Consider the following 17,397-nt stretch of genomic DNA (forward strand, 5'->3'; position numbering starts at 1 on the left):
TATACACGATGAGTGAGGGCGGACTCAGCTGTTCTCGCGCTCAGCCGCTTGATAGGCATCTTGCAGGAGCTGGGCGACATGTTTGACTTCGACGGCTTCGCCTAATCCATTTTTCAGCTGAATCATGCAGGCCGGACAACTGGTGGCGACTACGTTCGCCCCGGTTTGTGAGATGGCGCGGGCTTTCCGGTCGAAGATCTTCTGCGATGTGTCATAATCCTTGACGAGGTAGGTGCCTGCGCCTCCGGCGCAGCGATCGGCGCTCTGCATCTCGACGAAGTCGACGCCGGGCAATGACGATAGAACTTGTCTCGGCTCTTTTGTGACCCCCGCGGCCCTCAGGTGGCAGGATGAATGATAGGTGACGCGCTTCGTCGTCTCACCGGCTGTGGCCATCGGAGGGTGCTGGGTTGAGCGGGCGACGAACTCCGAAATATGCACCACCTTCCTGGCCAACGCTTCGGCTCTCTGCCGTTCCTCGCCCTCTGGGAAGAGCGCGGGGTAGTCTTTCAGCATCAGTGTGCAGGAAGCACAGCCGGTCACGATCGTTTCGTAGGGAATGAAAGACCGGACATTGAATCTGGCTCCGTCGCGCGCCAGATCGACATGGCCATAGGTTTGAATCGGGGTTCCTGAGCAGCGTTGCGGCGGCAGTGCCGGTTCGACTCCGTGTTTCTTCAACACTTCGATCACGGCATCTCCCACCCCATCATCGAAATAGTTTGCGGCACAGCCATGGAAATAGGCTACCCGACGTGTCGGCGGTGAGTCCGACTCATCGGGGATCAAATGTGTATACCGTTCACGCAAGTGCCGTTGGGCCAATTTGGGCAGCACGAGGTCATGCGGCAAGCGAGCGGTCGGAGCCAACCGCTTCATGATCGGCCTGGTGATCCGTTCGAGCAGCTTTCTGAAGAAGGGGCGATCCCAGACGGCCTGCGTACTCGCCAGAATGTGGAGCACCGCCTCAAAGTTCACCCTCTTCGCCTGGTGCCTGAAAATCCATCCCGCCAACCGGTTGGGATGCTCTGCCCGTTTCTGAAGAATCAGGTCGGACACATCCACGCCGGCGGGACAGATCGTACGGCACGATTTGCAGTTGAGGCACGCCTCCACCACGCGTTTGGAATTCAGATAGCTATAGTCCTTCGCCGTGACGATTTCGAACCAGCCGCGCGCGCTCATGTCCTCCGACTGAAAGACGTCGTACACGGGACATACCGAATTGCACTTGGCGCAGGTGGCGCAGGACTTGGAAAGCCTGGTGTAGTCGATATGGTCGGTAAACGAGGCGTCGCTCAGCTTGATGCCGGGGTTGAGTACGTTCTCAGGATCGAAGGCTTTCTTAACCTGCACAAAGAGGTCATAGAGTTCGTCGCCGAACATTCGCTTCACGAACTCGGCCCGAACGCGGCCGTCACCGTGTTCGCCACAAATCGATCCGCCGAACCGATTCAGCACAGTCGAATGGACGTCTTGATAGGCCTGCACCATCTTCTCGAAGTCGCCGCGGTCGTTGACATCCAACAGAGGGACGATGTGCGCATTCCCGTTTCCGATGTGGCCGAAGACGGCCACCGGGACGTGCTGGCCCTCAAAGAAGTCCTCCAGATAGCGGATCAATTCGCTGATGCGCTCAGCCGGCACGACGACATCATCGACGAAATTGATCGGCTTCTTCTTCGGGTCGAATCGATAGAGAGTCGGATACAAGGCCTTTCGCGCTTTCCAGAGCTGTTCCCGCCGTTCTGCATCGAACGCGAGCGTGGGTTCCGAGGCCAGCTTGTAGGGCCCACAGATTGCTGTTATGGCTTCAGCCCGCTCACGCAAGTCGATTTTGAGTGAATCGGCATCCAGCTCGAGCAACAGAGTGGCGGACGCCTCGGCCGGAATCCCATGTTTCCCTCGCCCGATGAGGTTGAGCGTGTTGGCATCCATGACTTCCAAGGCACTGGGCATGAGGGTCAGCAACCGAGGGACCGCCTCGCCGACCTCCTCCAGATTTCTGAAATGAATGAGAGCGGTCACGGTGGCCTCGGGCTTGTCGACCAGTGTGAGTGTGGCTTCGCTGACGATGCCGAGCGTCCCTTCGCTCCCCACGAATAACTTGGTCAGGTCGAAGCGTCCGCTCGCCAATCCGTCGGCGATGCCAAAGAGGTTGTAGCCGCAACTGTTCTTGCTGACGAGGGGCCGCTTCGCGGCAATGAGGTCGGCGTGGGTCTGCGTCAACACCAGGACATCACGCAGGGCCGGCACCATCGTCAACAACCGTTCAAGCGTTGGATCAGCCAGCGCATAGGATCGCGCCTCGATCCAGGAGGATGAGGCGAGGCACAACCGGAGGCTCTGCACATTGTCTTTGACCGAGCCGTAGCGGAGCGTATGGGGGCCTGAAGAATTGTTGGCGACCATGCCACCCAGTTTGCACATGTCGCCGCTTGAAGGATCCGGCCCGAACAGAAGCCCGTGGGCGCTGAGCTGTCTGTTCAATTCCGCCAGGACGATTCCCGGTTGCACTCGCGCCCATTTCTCCTCTCGATTCACCTCAAGGATTCGATTGAGACGCGAGACATCGAGGATAATTCCTGAACCGATCGCGGAACCGGTGAGATTGGTGCCGGCTGCCCGAGGGGTCAGCGGAATTCCTCGCGACCGGGCATAGCCGATGGTCGCGGCGATATCATCGTCGGATTCAACGAGGACCACTGCTTGCGGCGGCATGCGATAGATACTGGCGTCCACCGCATAGGCGGTGATCGTCGGCCCGTCATCTTTGACTTTGTCGGATCCCAACAGGGCGCGAAGATCATGAGCGATCGCATGAGATCTTGTCGGTCGGATCAATGGAGAAGAGGAGCTCATAAGGGGTCGCATGCACAAGCAGGATGTATTTTCCTAGGAGCCTGCCAGTCAGTCCATTCCTTGAGGAACCAAAATCGTTGTCCGTGGACTCCGATTTCTCCTACAATAGGCGGCACGATGGATCGTCCCATCTTATATATCACCCGCCTCTTGCCGCAGCCAGTGTTGGACGCCATTCCACGACACTATCTCAGGCTGACTGAACCAACCGATCGGACCCCGACTGCGGAGGAGTTGCGGCGCGGGTTCGCCGAGGCCGATGCCGTCATCAGTACGTTGACTGATCGTATTGATGCCTCGTTACTCGCTCATGCCAAGAACTTGAAAGTCATCGCCAACTACGCAGTTGGTTACAACAATATCGATGTGTCCGCCGCAACCCGGCGCAGCATCATCGTTACCAATACACCGGATGTGCTGACTAATGCCACTGCCGACTTGACGTGGGCCCTGTTGCTGGCTGTTTCCCGACGAGTGGTAGAGGGAGATTCCTGGATTCGAACCGGCGACTGGCCCGGATGGACGCCGACGCAACTGTTGGGTGCCGACGTCTCAGGCAAAACCCTGGGCATCGTCGGCATGGGACGCATCGGCCAGGCAGTCGCGCAACGAGCATCCGGATTTCGGATGTCGGTGATCTATGCCGGACGTCATCCCATTCCCACTTCATCGGGCCTCGCGTGGACATGGCAGCCGCTCGATGAAGTTCTTGTGAATTCCGATTTTCTTTCACTCCATGTCCCTCTCACCGACACGACCCGTCACCTGATCGGCCGCCGCGAGATCACTCTGATGAAACCAACCGCCTACTTGATCAACACATCTCGCGGACCGGTCATCGATGAGGCAGCATTGGTGTCGGCGCTTGAGGCAAAAACCATCGCAGGCGCTGGGCTGGATGTGTATGAACAGGAACCGATGGTCCCTGCCGGTTTGACGGCTTTGCCGAATGTGGTCCTTCTTCCTCACTTAGGATCGGCCACGCTCGAAGCGCGTGTGCGGATGGGACTCATGTGTCTCGACAATATTGCGGCCGTGTTGGGAGGCCGCCTAACGCCGAATCGAGTGAACTGAGCGGGATTGAGAACGAGGGTCGGTCCCTACGAGGCATATCGAAAACCGACGTCCCCTCCCCCTTGTTTCCCCTTCAAGGCGGCTAGTCGCTGCGGGACATCATGGAATGAGGGAATCGATTGGAATGCGTGAGCGGCTTTCTCCCACTGTTCCTCCGCTTCATAAAGCAACCCTAACTCATAGCGAATGGCTTGCCCCTTGGCCCCTTGGCAACGAAGATCAGCCAAGACCGTTTCCAATCCAAGAATCGCCTGACCGTGATGATGTTCTTCCTTGAGACAGACCGCGGTCATCAGCGCCGAATCAAGATAGTAAGAGTCGCTGTTCATGGACGCACGAAATTCTTCCTTGGCTTCCTCGTACAACCCCATATTCTTGTACGCGACACCTAACGCATAATGCGTCTCGTAATCAGGCACCGCCGTCGGTTCCTTTACGGTCGCCGGCGGAGCTGCGGCGGATTTGCCGGAAGCCGCTGAGTCCACCGATGCCTGAACCGAGACGGGGTTGATCGGGTGTGAAAGAGGTGGCGGAACATCGGCCTTTGGCACCTCGTTCTTTTGTAAAGCGACTGGTTTTTCGATCGCCGGCGCTCTTACCGGTTCATGCCGAGACGGATGCGAAGCCATGGGCGTTTCTGTCCGCACCGTGGCAGCCGGTAAAGAGGCAGAGATCGATGTATTCTTCACACCTTGCCCGTGAAGAGCCGCATTCGGCTCGACGTTGGCTTTCTGCAATCCACCGTCATCGGTAACAGGGTGGGCGTCGTCCGGTTCCGCCTCTGCCGGCGAAAATTGTTGGGTTTCCCTCATCCGACCGTTTGGATGGACCGCCTGCCCGTCATCTGAATCATCGCTTAGTAGTTCCCTATCGATCGGTAGGGAATCGACGCGGTTCAACGGCGCGTTCACGGCGGATACAGTCTGAGCGGATTCGCTTCGTTCGCCTGAGACCTCTCCCTTCATCCGTGCTGTCAGACGAGCCACTAACGCATCATCGCTGGATAGCGCTCGCACCTTTTCAAAGAGCTCCTCATGCAAGCTTTCCATGCCGGGCTCGGGATGTTCCAGCAAAAGTTCGATGGCCTTCGCATACTGGACGGCGGCTCCTCCGCTATCGCCTTGTTCTTCGAGGAGTTCTCCGTTCAGCTCCAACAGGGGAACGGAATTCGGGTCCGCTGCCAAGAACTCCTGAATCAACGATCCAGCAAGCAGGAGGTCATGAGCCCGCAACGCGGCCCCGGCCAAAAAGCGATATTCTCCCAGCGCCACTTGGACATCCCCGCGTTGCAAGTGCAACCGAGCCAGAAGTTGACAGACTTGAGGGTTCCCTGGCTCTCGTGTGAGCATTTGGTTCAGAATCGCTTCGGCGCCGGCATACTGCTTTTCGTCGATGCGACGAACGGCCTCGGCCAGAAGGTCGACCGGTTCGGACGATTTCTGTGCCGGCGCAGCAAACCCTGGTTTGACCGCCTTGATCGATCCGGTGCCACTTTTCTTCAGGCTCTCCACAAACTGAGTTGCCTCGTTGTTCGTCGGGTCGATCCTGAGAACGGCGAGATACGCGTCTTTCGCCTCATCGTATCGTCCTTGCGCCGATCGTTCACGGCCCAACTGAAGATACACGGTAGTCGCTTCATCCTGCTGGTTTTCCTGGACGCAGAGTTCGGCGACCTGCTGCTGTGCGTTGAGATTCGATGGATCGTGAAGGACGATCTTCTTATACACTTCGAGCGCGTCTTTTCCGCGGCGCTCTTTCAGGTAATGCTTCCCCAGCGTGAGGTAATCCTGGACCGCACTGCTGATGAGTCCGCGCTCAACATTCAGGTCTCCAAGGTGGCGATAGACCTCATAGCGAGAGGCATCGTATTTCAGGACTTTTTTAAATGCGGCAATGGCCTTGAGCGTCGCGCCTTCGGCTCGGAATGCCGAGGCCGCCTGCAAAAACGCGGAGGCGGCTTCCCCTGAAGCGTTTCGTTTCAATTGCAAATCACCGATCGTATTATGAATGGTACCGTCGGCGGGAGAATCTGCGGCCAGCTTCTTCCATTCGGCTATGGCCGCTTCGTACTGTCCGCGGGAAGCGAGGAGCTGCGCTTGTTGAAGAACTCGACTTCGATCCGGGGGCACAACAATACCTCCACGACCAGAACAACCAAACGCTAACAGTCCTAAGGATTTTTGTCTAGAAAATGGAAGAATCAGACAGCAAGCACTCTGGTAAAGGAGCCGGTCCTCCGATTGTGAGGACCAGCTCTTCTACCGAACCACACGGAAAGACGTGACGACTTACGACGCGGCGATCTCCCCCTTGAGCACATTGGCCGCTTGAGGACCCTTGGCTCCCTGCACGATCTCAAACTCGACGTTTTCCCCCTCCTTGAGGGTCTTGAACCCGTCTCCTTGTAATGCGGAGTAGTGGACAAAGACATCTTCTCCGCTATCCAGCCGGATAAATCCAAACCCTTTTCGATCGTTGAACCACTTGACCGTTCCTTTTGTCTTCACTGAACCCCCTCCTTTTGTCAACAACTACGACTGGCTACGTAGCAGCTCCACTCAATCGCCCTTATCGTCAAAACTGAAAATGGACCGGGCAAGAATCTGGCTGGTAGAAGGGACGGGCACCTGAAGGAGTGATACATCGCTCACGGAACCCATCGTGTGAGTGGAAAGTCGCGCTGCATTTAACATAGGCTTCACGCTCTGTCAAGCGAATCTTTATGGGGAAGATTTTCTCCTGTGTTTACAGGCGAGAAGGACTTCCCTATAGTGATCAGAATTTCTCCCATCCTGACATTCTGTGATCTTACGAACACTGCTCGATCGCTACATTTTCACGGAGCTGCTCTCTCCGTTTGGTCTCAGTCTCGGCGCGCTCTGCTTTGTCATGTTGACCAGGGAGCTGTTGCGTCTTGTCGAACTGCTGGTGTCCAAGGGGGTTGGCTTCTGGGCGGTCCTCAAAGTGATCGCCATGCTACTCCCCTCCGGTCTCGTGCTCACGCTTCCGATCGCCGGGCTGATTGCGTCGGTCACGGCATTTGGGCGGTTGTCTTACGACAAGGAACTGGTCGCCATGCGCGCGACAGGGCTCAGTCTGTTTCGACTCTCGCAGCCCGTCCTCCTGTTCTCCTTGTGTGTCTTTACGCTGACCTTGATCTTGTCTCAATGGGGACAGCCCTGGAGCTCTTTGAATCTCAAAAAGGTGGCTCTCAACCTGCTCAAGGATCAGCTCGTGCTGGCGTTGGAGCGAGGCACCTTCAACGAGCCGATTCCACGCATGATGATCTATGTTCCGGAAGGCGAGCCGGGCCGTCCGGCGGAGGGCATCTTTATCTCGGATGAACGCGTGCCCGAAGAACCTCGCGTCATCGTGGCCGAGCAATACCATGTTTTCATGGATGCCGCCCATGCGCAGGTCGCGCTCCAGCTGGTGAACGGAGTCATCCATAGCCGACCGCATCAGGTGGACCAGTATCAGCAGATTGCGTTCGCCCGTTATGATCTCAAGATCGATCTGAATCTCAGCAACTATTCGGCCACCGAAGAACGCCCGTCCTATGAACAGATCATGGCCCGGCTGGCCGAGTCCGGCGGAAAGGATGCCGGCTCTCTTCGGCGTCTGATGGAATACTATAAAGATTTAGCCTTTCCGACCGCGTCGCTTGTATTCTGTCTGCTCGGCGTGCCGGTCGGAATCGTCTCGAAGCGGTCCGGACGGGTCGGCGGGTTTGCCGTCGGCGTGGGCATCATCATCGCGTTTTATATTCTCAATGTCGGGTGCGACTTTTTGGTGACGGCCCTGATTCTGCATCCCTTTGCGGGGGCCTGGTTGCCCAATATTATTTTCGTCATCATCACCGTCGCACTTTTTTTACGGATGAGCAGGCACTAGCAACATGACGATTCTTTTTCGGTACATCCTTCGTGAATACTCGAAAATATTCGGGATGTGCTTTTCCGGATTGGTGACCATCTATCTCGTGATCGACTTTTTCGAGAAAGTCCGCCGGTTCTTGCGTTACGAATCGGGCATCGTTCCGATCCTCGCGTACTTCGCGTTGAAAATTCCCTCTATTTCCTTCCAAGTCGCTCCGTTCGCGATCTTGGTGGCGACCTTGTTGACGCTTGGTCTGTTCGCGCGCAGCAACGAAATCACCGCCATGCGCAGCTGCGGAATCAGTTTATTGTGGATGACCTCGCCCTTTCTCCTGTTTGCCGCCGGCGTGTCCATGATTCTCTTTCTCTTCAGTTCGACCGTCATTCCGCTCGCGTCCGAAAAAGCGGAGGAAATCCGGGCGGTCCAGATCGAACAACGACCGGCTCCGGTCACCGTCAAAGCCGTCCAGCCCTGGGCCCGCATCAGCTCGGACGGCCTGATGGAGGTCAATGAGATCGATGTCGCAGGGACCACCCTTCGGGGTATCCGGATCTTTCATTTTCGTCCGCCGTTTACGCTCGACCGGATTACGGAAGCGGCTGAAGCCCGGTATACGCCTCAAGGCTGGACCTTGCTGAACGGGACTCATCGCCGCTTTCAATCGGACGAGATCGTCGAGCTGGCGCTGTTCACGGAGCAAGCGATCAGCATTCCGTTGATTCCCGATGATTTCTCCTCCTCGCTGGTGGGGAACTCGGAAACCATGACGTTTCAAGAAATCCGAAACTACCTCGGACGCTTTCGGCACGAAGGTTTTTCGTTCGCCCGTCTCCTGACGGACTACTACGGTCGCGTCGCATTCCCTTTAGTGACGGTCGTGATGGTGCTCGTCGGAATTGCGTTGAGTTTGCGCCGAAGCGGAGTCCGTGGCGGCAACATGGCCGTCGGTATCGGCCAAGCGTTCATCGTCGGGTTCTGCTACTGGACGACACACTCCGTCGCCATCGCACTCGGACGAGGAGGAGTGTTGGCTCCCATGCTTGCCGGCTGGATGGCCAATATGCTGTTTCTCAGTTTCGGTCTCTATCTATTACTCAAAGTTAGGCACTAAAGAGAGGTTTCCTAGTTGACTGTACATCAGTCTTCCGGTAAGAAAGGCGCCGTGTGCGCCCATAAGGAGGGAGAAACATGGCCTCGCGCGTGGTAATTACCGGTCTCGGGGTGATTTCTCCCATCGGGATCGGCGTCAGTGAGTTCTGGAAGGCCGCCCTTGCGGGGCGCTCGGGGATTTCCGCGATCCCTTCCCTTGGATGGTTTCCGATGTCCGGCTATCGTTCGCGGGTCGCCGGACAGATCCACAATTTCTCACCGGAACAGTATTTGTCGACGATGCAGGCCAGTCGCGTGGACCGTTACGCGCAGTTCGCCTTGGTCTCCACGAAAGAAGCGCTCGCCGATGCCGATCTGAGCATGGCCAAGGAGGCTCCCCATCGCGTCGGCGTCATTGTCGGAGCCGGCATGGGCGGAATGGTGATGGGCGAGCGTGAAATCACACAGCTCTTTAAAACACAACGACCGCATCGTGTCCATCCGAATTTCATTCCGACGATCACGCTGAATTCCGCGTCGGGGATCGTCGCCATGGCACACGGTGCCAAAGGACCAAATCTCACGATTTCGACGGCCTGCTCCTCCAGCGCCCATGCCCTTGGCCAAGCCCTGCAATGCATTCGCAGCGGGCAGGCCGATGTTATTATCGCCGTCGGAGCCGACGCGAGCATTACTCCCTTGGTGTTTGCCGGGTTCTGTTCCTTACGCGCCCTCTCCAGCGAATTCAACGATGCGCCGGAGCGAGCGTCACGTCCCTTTGATCGGCTCAGGGATGGATTCGTCATGGGCGAGGGAGCTGCCGCATTAGTCGTGGAGTCATGGGCACATGCCAAGAAGCGCAAAGCGAGAGTCTATGCGGAACTTGCCGGCTATGCGGCCACCAGCGAAGCCTATCACATGGTCATTCCCCAGGAAGATGGCCAGGAGATCGCCACGACCATGAAGATCGGTTTAGACTCGGCCGGCATCGGACCGGATCAGGTCGACTACATCAACGCTCACGCAACCTCCACGACGATCGGCGATGCCGTTGAGACCAAAGCGATCAGGAGTCTGTTTAAGAATCGTGCGGACAAACTCGCCGTCAGTGCCACAAAATCGCTCATCGGCCATACCTTGGGGGCGGCCGGCGCGATCGGCGCTGTGGCCACGACCCTTTCGATCCATACCGGGCAAATCCACCCCACGGCAAACTACGAGGAACCGGACCCGGCCTGCCGTTTGGACGGGATCACACGTGCCGTCCAAGAACGAAAGGTTCGTTACGCCCTCTTGAACGCATTCGGATTCGGCAGTAACAATGCCACGGTCGTCTTCAAGAAATTTGTGGCATAACAACGGTTGAACGACATCGAGGGTCCCGTCGCGGTATTCACATGCGCGGAGCCTCATTCCACTTGGAGGAGTACCTATAATGACTGAACGGATCGATCCTGCGGTTGCCGCTAAAATCATTCAGGCCTTGGCCAGCTATCTCAAACGAGACCCAGCGTCGATTACCGAGGCCCATCATCTTCGTGATGACCTCGGCCTCGACTCGGTGGCTATCATCGAACTGCTGTTCGAGATCGAGGAACGGTTCAAGCTTCAAATTCCAGACCAAGACCTTCCAGGGTTGAGCACCGTTGGTACCGTAGCGGCCTATGTTCAACGACGGCTCGCTGAATCGAAAACGGAGTCCAAGCCTGAATCGCCCAAGCCCGTGACTGCTGCCAGCAAGCCGAAATCAGCCAAGTCGACAAAAACCAAGAGCAAGCCAACCTCAGCCAAGTCCCCGTCTCCCAAGAAAGCGGCCGCGGTAAAGTTCGCTTCGGCCGGTAAGCCGAAGAAAACATCCGCAGGTACGTCCAGGAAGAAGAAAGTTGCGGCCCGATGAGCAAACCACAACTGCCTTCTCCGATCACATTGGCACAAGTCCATGAAGTGGTCGGAGGGACGATTCACGGAGACGACCAGACACCCATCTCCAGCTTGACAAGCCTCGGCGAAGCTAATTCACATGCCCTGTCGTTTGTTGCTAACGACAAAATGTCGAAGGCCGCGGCCACTCTTCGCGTCGCGGCGCTCCTGGTCCATCGGCATGTGCCTGATCTCGCCGTGCCGCAAATCGTCGTCGACCATCCACTGTTGGCCTTCGCGCGCGTCGCACAGAAATTTTTCATTCCTGTTCCTACGCCCCGCGGCATTGCCGAGTCTGTCACCCAAGGATCGGATGTGCGGATCGGAAGCGATCCCTCTATCTGGCCATATGTCACCCTGGGCGACCGCGTGACAATCGGCAATCGCGTCACGCTCTATCCGGGGGTTTTTATCGGATCAGATTCAAGGGTTGGGGACGATTCCGTTCTGTATCCCAATGTCGTCGTGCGCGAAGGCTGCGCACTTGGGGCGCGAGTGGTCGTGCACAGTGGAACCGTGATTGGAGCCGATGGATTCGGATACGTGCAGCATCAAGGCCGCCATCATAAGATCCCCCAGCTCGGTGGTGTCGTCATTGAAGATGACGTTGAGTTGGGAGCCAATGTGACGGTCGACCGCGCGACATTAGGTCGAACCCTCGTCAAGCAAGGCACCAAAGTCGACAACCTCGTCCAAATTGCCCACAATGTCACGGTGGGAGAGCACTGTATCCTGGTTGCGCAGGTCGGCATCGCCGGCAGCACAACCATCGGCCGTCACGTGATGATCGGTGGCCAAGCCGGACTGTCCGACCACATTACCATTGGCGATCAGGTGATGATCGCGGCGCAATCAGGCGTCAATCGTAGCGTGGAATCGAACCAGATCGTCGGAGGAAGTCCCGCGATGGCGCGTGAAAAAGCCCTGAGGGTCCAGGGTGTTATCTTCCAATTGCCTGAGTTGAAACAACTCGTGCGAGACTTGGAACAGCGTGTCGTCACCCTTGAAAATCAAGCCAAAGAGCCAGTGCGTCGACCCGCGCGATCAAAGGCGAAGCAGTCCAGGAAAAAATAGGTTCTCATTTCTCTACCTTTCCGAGCTTGATCACTCTTCGCCATAAGAAGAGCCTCGCCCAATAGTATCCGGCCCAGGGCATCAAGAGCGCCGGCACGATGCTCACTCGTTCATAGGCAAATGTCGTAATGGTCCCTCCTACCAAAAGGATGACCCCAAGCAGATACGCGAATGGAACGAACTGGCGTCCTGGATGCTCGATCGTGGTCGCCTCCGACCTCTTCTTGAGCGTTCCTCTTTGCCGACTCAGGCCTTCCTTCATGCGAGCCGCCAGAACTTCGGGAAACTCCCGTAGGAGATACCGTTGGTAGAGCGTCTGCACCGCCCCCAAGCCGATGCCTGATATGAACAATGCTGAACTTTGATAGAAGGTTTCCCAGGAATAGCTGTCAGTGCCAAGCCATTGATATGCCAGACCTCCAACCGCCCCGATCACACAGACCAGTCCGAGCAGACCGGATGGCATGAGGATGTACGTCTTCACGTACTCCTGGGCTAGCTGCATCGTCTGCTGCGGATTATGAACATTGATGAGTTTCGGCACGTGATTCCCTCCGCAATAGTCACACGACTCAAAGACCGATGCATTATAACCATCTGGATCTTCACAGCAAAGGGGAGAACACGAGGGGCTCATAGCTTTCGATCTTATAGAGGATGGGTTGATTACTCCCTCTCTCAACGAAACCATGTGTTTTCTGGACATCCCTGTGGTCTACTCACGCATGGCCGACACAAGGCCATGCGAGCAACATGCTGTGATCGTGGATGGAGCTATGCAGAGGCAGGAAGAATCTGCTTGAATGTGAGGCCGCCGATCGCTCGGTAGTCGTAGCTCAATCAGGGGCAGGAGTTGGAGATTCTACGAAGCCCTCTTGGCGTTCACCGCGCCTTGCAGTGTCAATACAACTGCGTCAAGACTTTCCAGCAATGAGGTGAAGGAATCGGAAACAGCAGGCGGCGCAGCAGACGGTGCCGCCTGCGGAGAGGCTTCCGAAAATGTGATCCGCCCGACCATGGGCGGATGGAGAATCTCCGCGATCGACACCAATGGCGCGCGACTCAAATCAATTTCATGAGAGCGATCTCCCCCCTGTTCCTGTTGATCATCCAATCGCACGATCGGGCGAAGGGGATAACTGCTGTTCACTTTGGCCACCGCTCCCCTTTCACCGGTCGTCAATCGCACGGTAGTCCCAAGTGGATACACTGATAATTGCTCGACAAGCGCTTTCAGGATTTCTCGAGGAAAGGCCCTTCGTTCAGCGACGAGAAGTTCCTTGACCGCTTCGTGCGGGAGCAGGCGACGGCGATAGGGGCGTTCGCTCACCAATGCATCAAAAACATCGACTACTCCGACGATCATGGCCATTTCACTGATCTCCCTCCCCGTCAATCGATTGGGATATCCCTGCCCATTGAAGCGTTCGTGAGCCTGACGCGTCAATTGCGCCAACCAGTGATAGGGAGGTCCGCACTTCGCAACGACCTGATATCCGAGCTCAGGATGCCGCTCGACGAGTGCCCGCTCTTCCTGAGTCAAACGGCCGGATTTCGTGATCACGGATTTTGGCACGGCAAATAATCCAATGTCATGGACAAATCCAGCGAGCGCCAACTGGTGGAGTTCGTCTCCATAGTACCCGAGACCGATCCCGACTTTCGTTCCGAGTATGGCCACATTGATCAGGTTCGTGATGAGTGGCGGCCCGGGCGGTCCCGCGAGTGCTTCCACCACAAGCTCATCGTTATGCTGCAGCGAGGCAACGACGTCTCCTGCAAGATCTTCAAGGCGTGCTACTGATATTGAACGGTGTTCCTGAACGGCAGACGCGACCTCCCCCACCGCCTGCTCTGCCTCGTGATACCAGTTTGTCAAGACGTCACCTCTGTGCCGGCATGGGTTTGTCGACGGAATGCCTCAGTCGAGACATGTTTGACCAATATGTCTCTGATCTGAACGGATCCGATCCGAGTCGGAGCACAATGTCGCCACGCACTTAACTCGCCGTGACAGCCGCATCGGCAAGCGGCAGTAGGAAGTCATTCTCATGTCGGTAGCCGAGTCAGAACGAGGTTGTACGGGTGGCGTGCGTTCCATGCATCAAAACGCGTTGTATCGCCATGCGCTCCGTCCGTCCGTTTTCCACCCATTCCTCAATCCCTTTCACGCTCTGGTGCAGACGTGATTGGATCGCGTCATAGCGTGTAGTCCCCACGACCACACGTTGCTGAATCACAATAGTAAGAAAGCTATGCAGCCCCATGAAAAATACCATCGCGTGTGAGGCATTGACCTGCTGAGCTGCAGACCACAGTTGTGCGACACGTTCGACGGTATTCTGCAAGTCGGAGGACATTCCAGTTAGGGCGTCGCCCCCGGTCTTGAGGGTCCGAAAAACGGACGTCAGAATCGGAAGTTCTTGTCGAACAACTTCGAGAAAGCCGTGCTCTCCGTCTGCAGATCGGTCAAGAAACTCCTGGATGGACGAGACATTGCATTGTTCCATCCCGCGCCCCATCAGTCCTTCCGCCTGGGCCATCATCATCTGAACCAAATTGCGATGGAAGGCCTTGGACGCCGTGCCTTGATTTTGGAGCCCGCGAAGTAATGCCACAAACTCCTTTGTCGCGATCATCGTCGGCTGATTTTCGGTGGACGCCGGGACTTCCTCTTCCTCAAAAGTCACACCCGTTGCCCGCGTCAGAGCTCCATGAATATGCCCCAGCTGTTTGCACAACGCGATGAAGTCATCAGTGGAGATCTCCGCGGAGGGATCTTGAACGGCTTCCACAAAAGGAAGGGCTGAGAAACTGGCTCGCTCGACATCGCTCAGATTGAGTGTGGCCGCAGACCCACCGAGGTTCGTGATACCTACCGTGATCGTCTGAGCCAAGGCGCGATGGCGTTCGAGGGCCGGAGATTGCTGGAGTTCATCAAGGGCGACGTGAATTTGTTGAAGCCATTCCTGTGCCTCTTGAACGAACAGTTCAACTAGTTCTTTCTGGAACGCGTCTTCGGTGTCAACGGACATTGACTTTGGCCTTTTATCAAAAATACGATCATTCACCGACCCCGATTACGTGGATCCGGATTGTCCCCTTCCATTTCCAAGTTGAGAGGCCAAGCTCGCTATTTCCCCTAACTTGTGCGCCATTTCCTCAAGCCGTTTCGTGGCGCTCTCGGCCGCTTGTTCGGCGTCGGCTACTCGCCGAGTGAGCATCCCGTTTCGATCTCGTTCTGCGGCCAGCAGTCCCTCGATTTCAGGAATCTTTATCGCCACTCGCTCCAATTCTTGAAGATGTCCTGCTGCCTCTTCCCCTTTCCGCCGTTCGGTCGATAGCTCAGCTTCGAGCCCCTGGAGTTTTTGGTGAAGTTCGGCGGTCTGTTGTTCCGCATTCGCGAGTCCTGCCTCCATCTCTCGTGTCCTGGTCGATATTTGTTCCAATTCCGTCAGTTGTTGCACGAGTTGCTCTGCCGCCGTCCGTTCCGCATGCAAGGCAGACTCCAGTTCTGCAACTCGATCGGAAGCTTTTTGCCAGTGCACCACCTCTTGTTTGAAGACACCGACCGCATCCTGTTCCGCCTTCAGTGCCGCTTCGAGCTCGGGGATTCTTGCGACTTGTTGCTCGACCTTGGCGAGCGTTTCCTGAAGATCGTTGGCACGTGCGCGCTCGGCTACCAACTCCACTTCGCTTGTCTTGGCTCTGGCAACCTGCTCCAAGGACTCGGACAGCCGTTTGGTGAGCTCTTCGGAGCGAGTCCGTTCCACCTTCAGTGCCGCTTCGAGCTCGGGGATTCTTGCGACTTGTTGCTCGACCTTGGCGAGCGTTTCCTGAAGATCGTTGGCACGTGCGCGCTCGGCTACCAACTCCACTTCGCTTGTCTTGGCTCTGGCAATCTGCTCCAGGGACTCGGACAGCCGTTTGGTGAGCTCTTCGGAGCGAGTCCGTTCCATCCGTAATTCGTCTTCAACCTCTTTGGGTATGCGGACCTCCTGATGTAGCCCTTGTTGCTGTCGGTCCGCCATCTGTATCGTTGGTTCACCGACGGAGGCCTGAGAAACGGAGACATGCCCGGCGACGGCGCCCGGTGCTGCTCCCTGCCCTTTCGCTATGAGCTCGAGGACTCGATCCTTGAGGGACGTCCCTTGAAAGGGCTTCTTCAATACCCCATCTGCGCGGCAGGACTCCGCCTGTTTGATCACTTCATGGTTCACGATTCCAGAGATGAGGAGTACGGGCGTCGAAGCGAGGGTTACGTTCCCACGAACAAATGCGCATACTTCGTATCCACTCTTATCCGGCATAATGACGTCGGACACAACAACATCCGGCCGTTCCTTGGCTAAATACGCCAACGCTTCCTCCCCGTTTGCCGCAAGCGTGACGCCGAGGCCGGCCTCCGTCAATAGCCGTTCAGCCACTTTACGCACTGCGATGCTGTCATCGGCTACTAAAATCTTCGGCATGCCTACACCTTTCCTTCACCCGACACAGGAGAAATCATCACCCAGACAACCCGAGTTGTGATACTGAGAGAATCGGGATCTCATCCAGGCCGGTGGTATAACTGCCGTCGGCCGGCAAATCCTTGCCGTGGTATGGCTGAATCGTGGCAGAGTCCAACGCATGAAGAACGGGAATCTCGTCATCAATGCATATCGCCATTTCACCGAAGGGATGCTTGACCCTCAACCATAAGGGACTGTTTCCTTGCACGGTCAGATGAAGGGAGACGGCCAAATCAAATACCGGCAACACAGTCTGCTCCTGACGAATGACTGATGTGATAAAGGGAGTTTGTGCGGCGACCGGAATAGGCTCAGCCCACTGGACAATGCTCGATACATCCAAGCTCCTCACCGCTAGCCGCCTTCCTCCCACGGAAAACACCAACAGTTGACATGATCGACACTTCGTCTCCCGCTGATGCGTTTGAGCGGTCCTCAACATGCCCGGCCATCGCTCACTGAGACCTGCGGGGTCGCTCTGGGTCGAGCGATGCTTCCTTGTCCCTCACTACCTTCCACGTTCGATACCTGCTTATCGAGAACCCACGTTGTATCAAGCGCCACAGCGATGCTTTTTTCGAATAAGATCATGCCTCGATACCAGTGTCGTTCCGGTCCACGGAACTGCGGAGGAATCGGCAGGACTTGAGAGCGATGGAGTTCGAGCAACCCCTGTATCGTGGTGACTCGAATGCTCCCACGCGCGCCTCGTTCAGCAAGCAGCACGATGCGTGAATCCGCCGCATCTTGACTATTCGATATGCGCAAACGATCAGCCAGATTGATCGTTCTGTACACCATGCCGTGAATCGTGGGATCGTCACCATAGCCGGCCTCTTCCAGCGTGCAAACCCCCGCTATCGACTCGGCATCCAACGCCAGATACCGTCCGCCCAATGTCACGATCAGAAATCGTGCCGGAACAGCTAACGATGAAATTCCTGCCATCGGTTCTCGTGCACCCAAGCCAAAACCGTTTTATTCA

Annotated in this window: 15 protein-coding genes; 6 read left to right on the forward strand and 9 right to left on the reverse strand. The window is 56.5% G+C overall.

The window, feature by feature from the left end; translation table 11 throughout:
* Positions 1-24: 24 nt before the first annotated feature.
* The gene (locus COMA2_RS16930; protein WP_175304684.1) at positions 25-2,862 is read right to left on the reverse strand and encodes an FAD-binding and (Fe-S)-binding domain-containing protein; all 2,838 of its coding nucleotides are present in this window, start codon (positions 2,860-2,862) and stop codon (positions 25-27) included.
* A 117-nt stretch (positions 2,863-2,979) separates the two neighbouring features.
* Here COMA2_RS16930 and COMA2_RS16935 point away from each other — a divergent pair, with 117 nt between their 5' ends.
* Entirely contained in the window at positions 2,980-3,936 is a 957-nt protein-coding gene (locus tag COMA2_RS16935) for a 2-hydroxyacid dehydrogenase (protein ID WP_090901104.1), read from the forward strand.
* Between the two features lie 26 nt (positions 3,937-3,962).
* On the opposite strand, the gene COMA2_RS16940 is transcribed toward COMA2_RS16935, so the two are convergent.
* Together COMA2_RS16940 and COMA2_RS16945 are read right to left on the reverse strand one after the other, a co-directional pair.
* Positions 3,963-6,065: a tetratricopeptide repeat protein gene (locus COMA2_RS16940; protein ID WP_090901107.1), complete on the reverse strand. Its 2,103-nt coding sequence runs from the start codon at positions 6,063-6,065 to the stop codon at positions 3,963-3,965.
* 159 nt (positions 6,066-6,224) lie between these two features.
* A complete protein-coding gene (locus COMA2_RS16945) occupies positions 6,225-6,443 on the reverse strand; it encodes a cold shock domain-containing protein (RefSeq protein WP_090901110.1) in 219 nt (72 codons plus the stop codon).
* Positions 6,444-6,738: 295 nt separating this feature from the next.
* Between COMA2_RS16945 and COMA2_RS16950 the strand changes: the two genes are divergently transcribed.
* The 5 genes from COMA2_RS16950 to lpxD all read left to right on the forward strand — a co-directional run bounded on the left by COMA2_RS16950 (position 6,739) and on the right by lpxD (position 11,898).
* Positions 6,739-7,830 (forward strand): LptF/LptG family permease, encoded by a 1,092-nt coding sequence (locus COMA2_RS16950; protein WP_090901112.1) that lies wholly within the window; start codon positions 6,739-6,741, stop codon positions 7,828-7,830.
* 4 nt (positions 7,831-7,834) lie between these two features.
* Positions 7,835-8,926 carry an LPS export ABC transporter permease LptG gene (gene lptG / locus COMA2_RS16955; RefSeq protein WP_090901114.1) on the forward strand — a complete coding sequence of 364 codons (1,092 nt, stop codon included), beginning with the start codon at positions 7,835-7,837 and terminating at the stop codon, positions 8,924-8,926.
* Positions 8,927-9,003: 77 nt separating this feature from the next.
* Positions 9,004-10,260: a beta-ketoacyl-ACP synthase II gene (gene fabF, locus COMA2_RS16960; RefSeq protein ID WP_090901117.1), complete on the forward strand. Its 1,257-nt coding sequence runs from the start codon at positions 9,004-9,006 to the stop codon at positions 10,258-10,260.
* Between the two features lie 79 nt (positions 10,261-10,339).
* A complete protein-coding gene (locus COMA2_RS16965) occupies positions 10,340-10,801 on the forward strand; it encodes an acyl carrier protein (protein WP_090901120.1) in 462 nt (153 codons plus the stop codon).
* Positions 10,798-11,898, forward strand: a complete 1,101-nt coding sequence (lpxD, locus tag COMA2_RS16970; RefSeq protein WP_090901123.1) for a UDP-3-O-(3-hydroxymyristoyl)glucosamine N-acyltransferase — start codon at positions 10,798-10,800, stop codon at positions 11,896-11,898. Before COMA2_RS16965 ends, lpxD begins: the two co-directional genes overlap by 4 nt.
* A gap of 4 nt (positions 11,899-11,902) precedes the next feature.
* Here the strand turns inward: lpxD and COMA2_RS16975 are convergent, their stop codons facing one another.
* The 6 genes from COMA2_RS16975 to COMA2_RS17000 form a co-directional block, all read right to left on the reverse strand.
* Positions 11,903-12,442 carry a hypothetical protein gene (locus tag COMA2_RS16975; protein WP_090901126.1) on the reverse strand — a complete coding sequence of 180 codons (540 nt, stop codon included), beginning with the start codon at positions 12,440-12,442 and terminating at the stop codon, positions 11,903-11,905.
* Between the two features lie 318 nt (positions 12,443-12,760).
* A complete protein-coding gene (locus tag COMA2_RS16980; protein WP_217490804.1) occupies positions 12,761-13,633 on the reverse strand; it encodes an HD-GYP domain-containing protein in 873 nt (290 codons plus the stop codon).
* Between the two features lie 331 nt (positions 13,634-13,964).
* Positions 13,965-14,933 carry a hypothetical protein gene (locus COMA2_RS16985; RefSeq protein WP_090901132.1) on the reverse strand — a complete coding sequence of 323 codons (969 nt, stop codon included), beginning with the start codon at positions 14,931-14,933 and terminating at the stop codon, positions 13,965-13,967.
* 45 nt (positions 14,934-14,978) lie between these two features.
* Positions 14,979-16,370, reverse strand: coding sequence for a response regulator (locus tag COMA2_RS16990; protein WP_090901135.1), 1,392 nt, complete (start codon positions 16,368-16,370; stop codon positions 14,979-14,981).
* Positions 16,371-16,407: 37 nt separating this feature from the next.
* A complete protein-coding gene (locus COMA2_RS16995) occupies positions 16,408-16,854 on the reverse strand; it encodes a chemotaxis protein CheW (RefSeq protein WP_090901138.1) in 447 nt (148 codons plus the stop codon).
* Entirely contained in the window at positions 16,848-17,360 is a 513-nt protein-coding gene (locus tag COMA2_RS17000; RefSeq protein WP_090901141.1) for a chemotaxis protein CheW, read from the reverse strand. The genes COMA2_RS16995 and COMA2_RS17000 overlap by 7 nt, the downstream gene beginning before the upstream one ends.
* Between the last annotated feature and the right edge of the window lie 37 nt (positions 17,361-17,397).

It is taken from the genome of Candidatus Nitrospira nitrificans, from assembly GCF_001458775.1.
GTDB classification, from domain to species: domain Bacteria; phylum Nitrospirota; class Nitrospiria; order Nitrospirales; family Nitrospiraceae; genus Nitrospira_D; species Nitrospira_D nitrificans.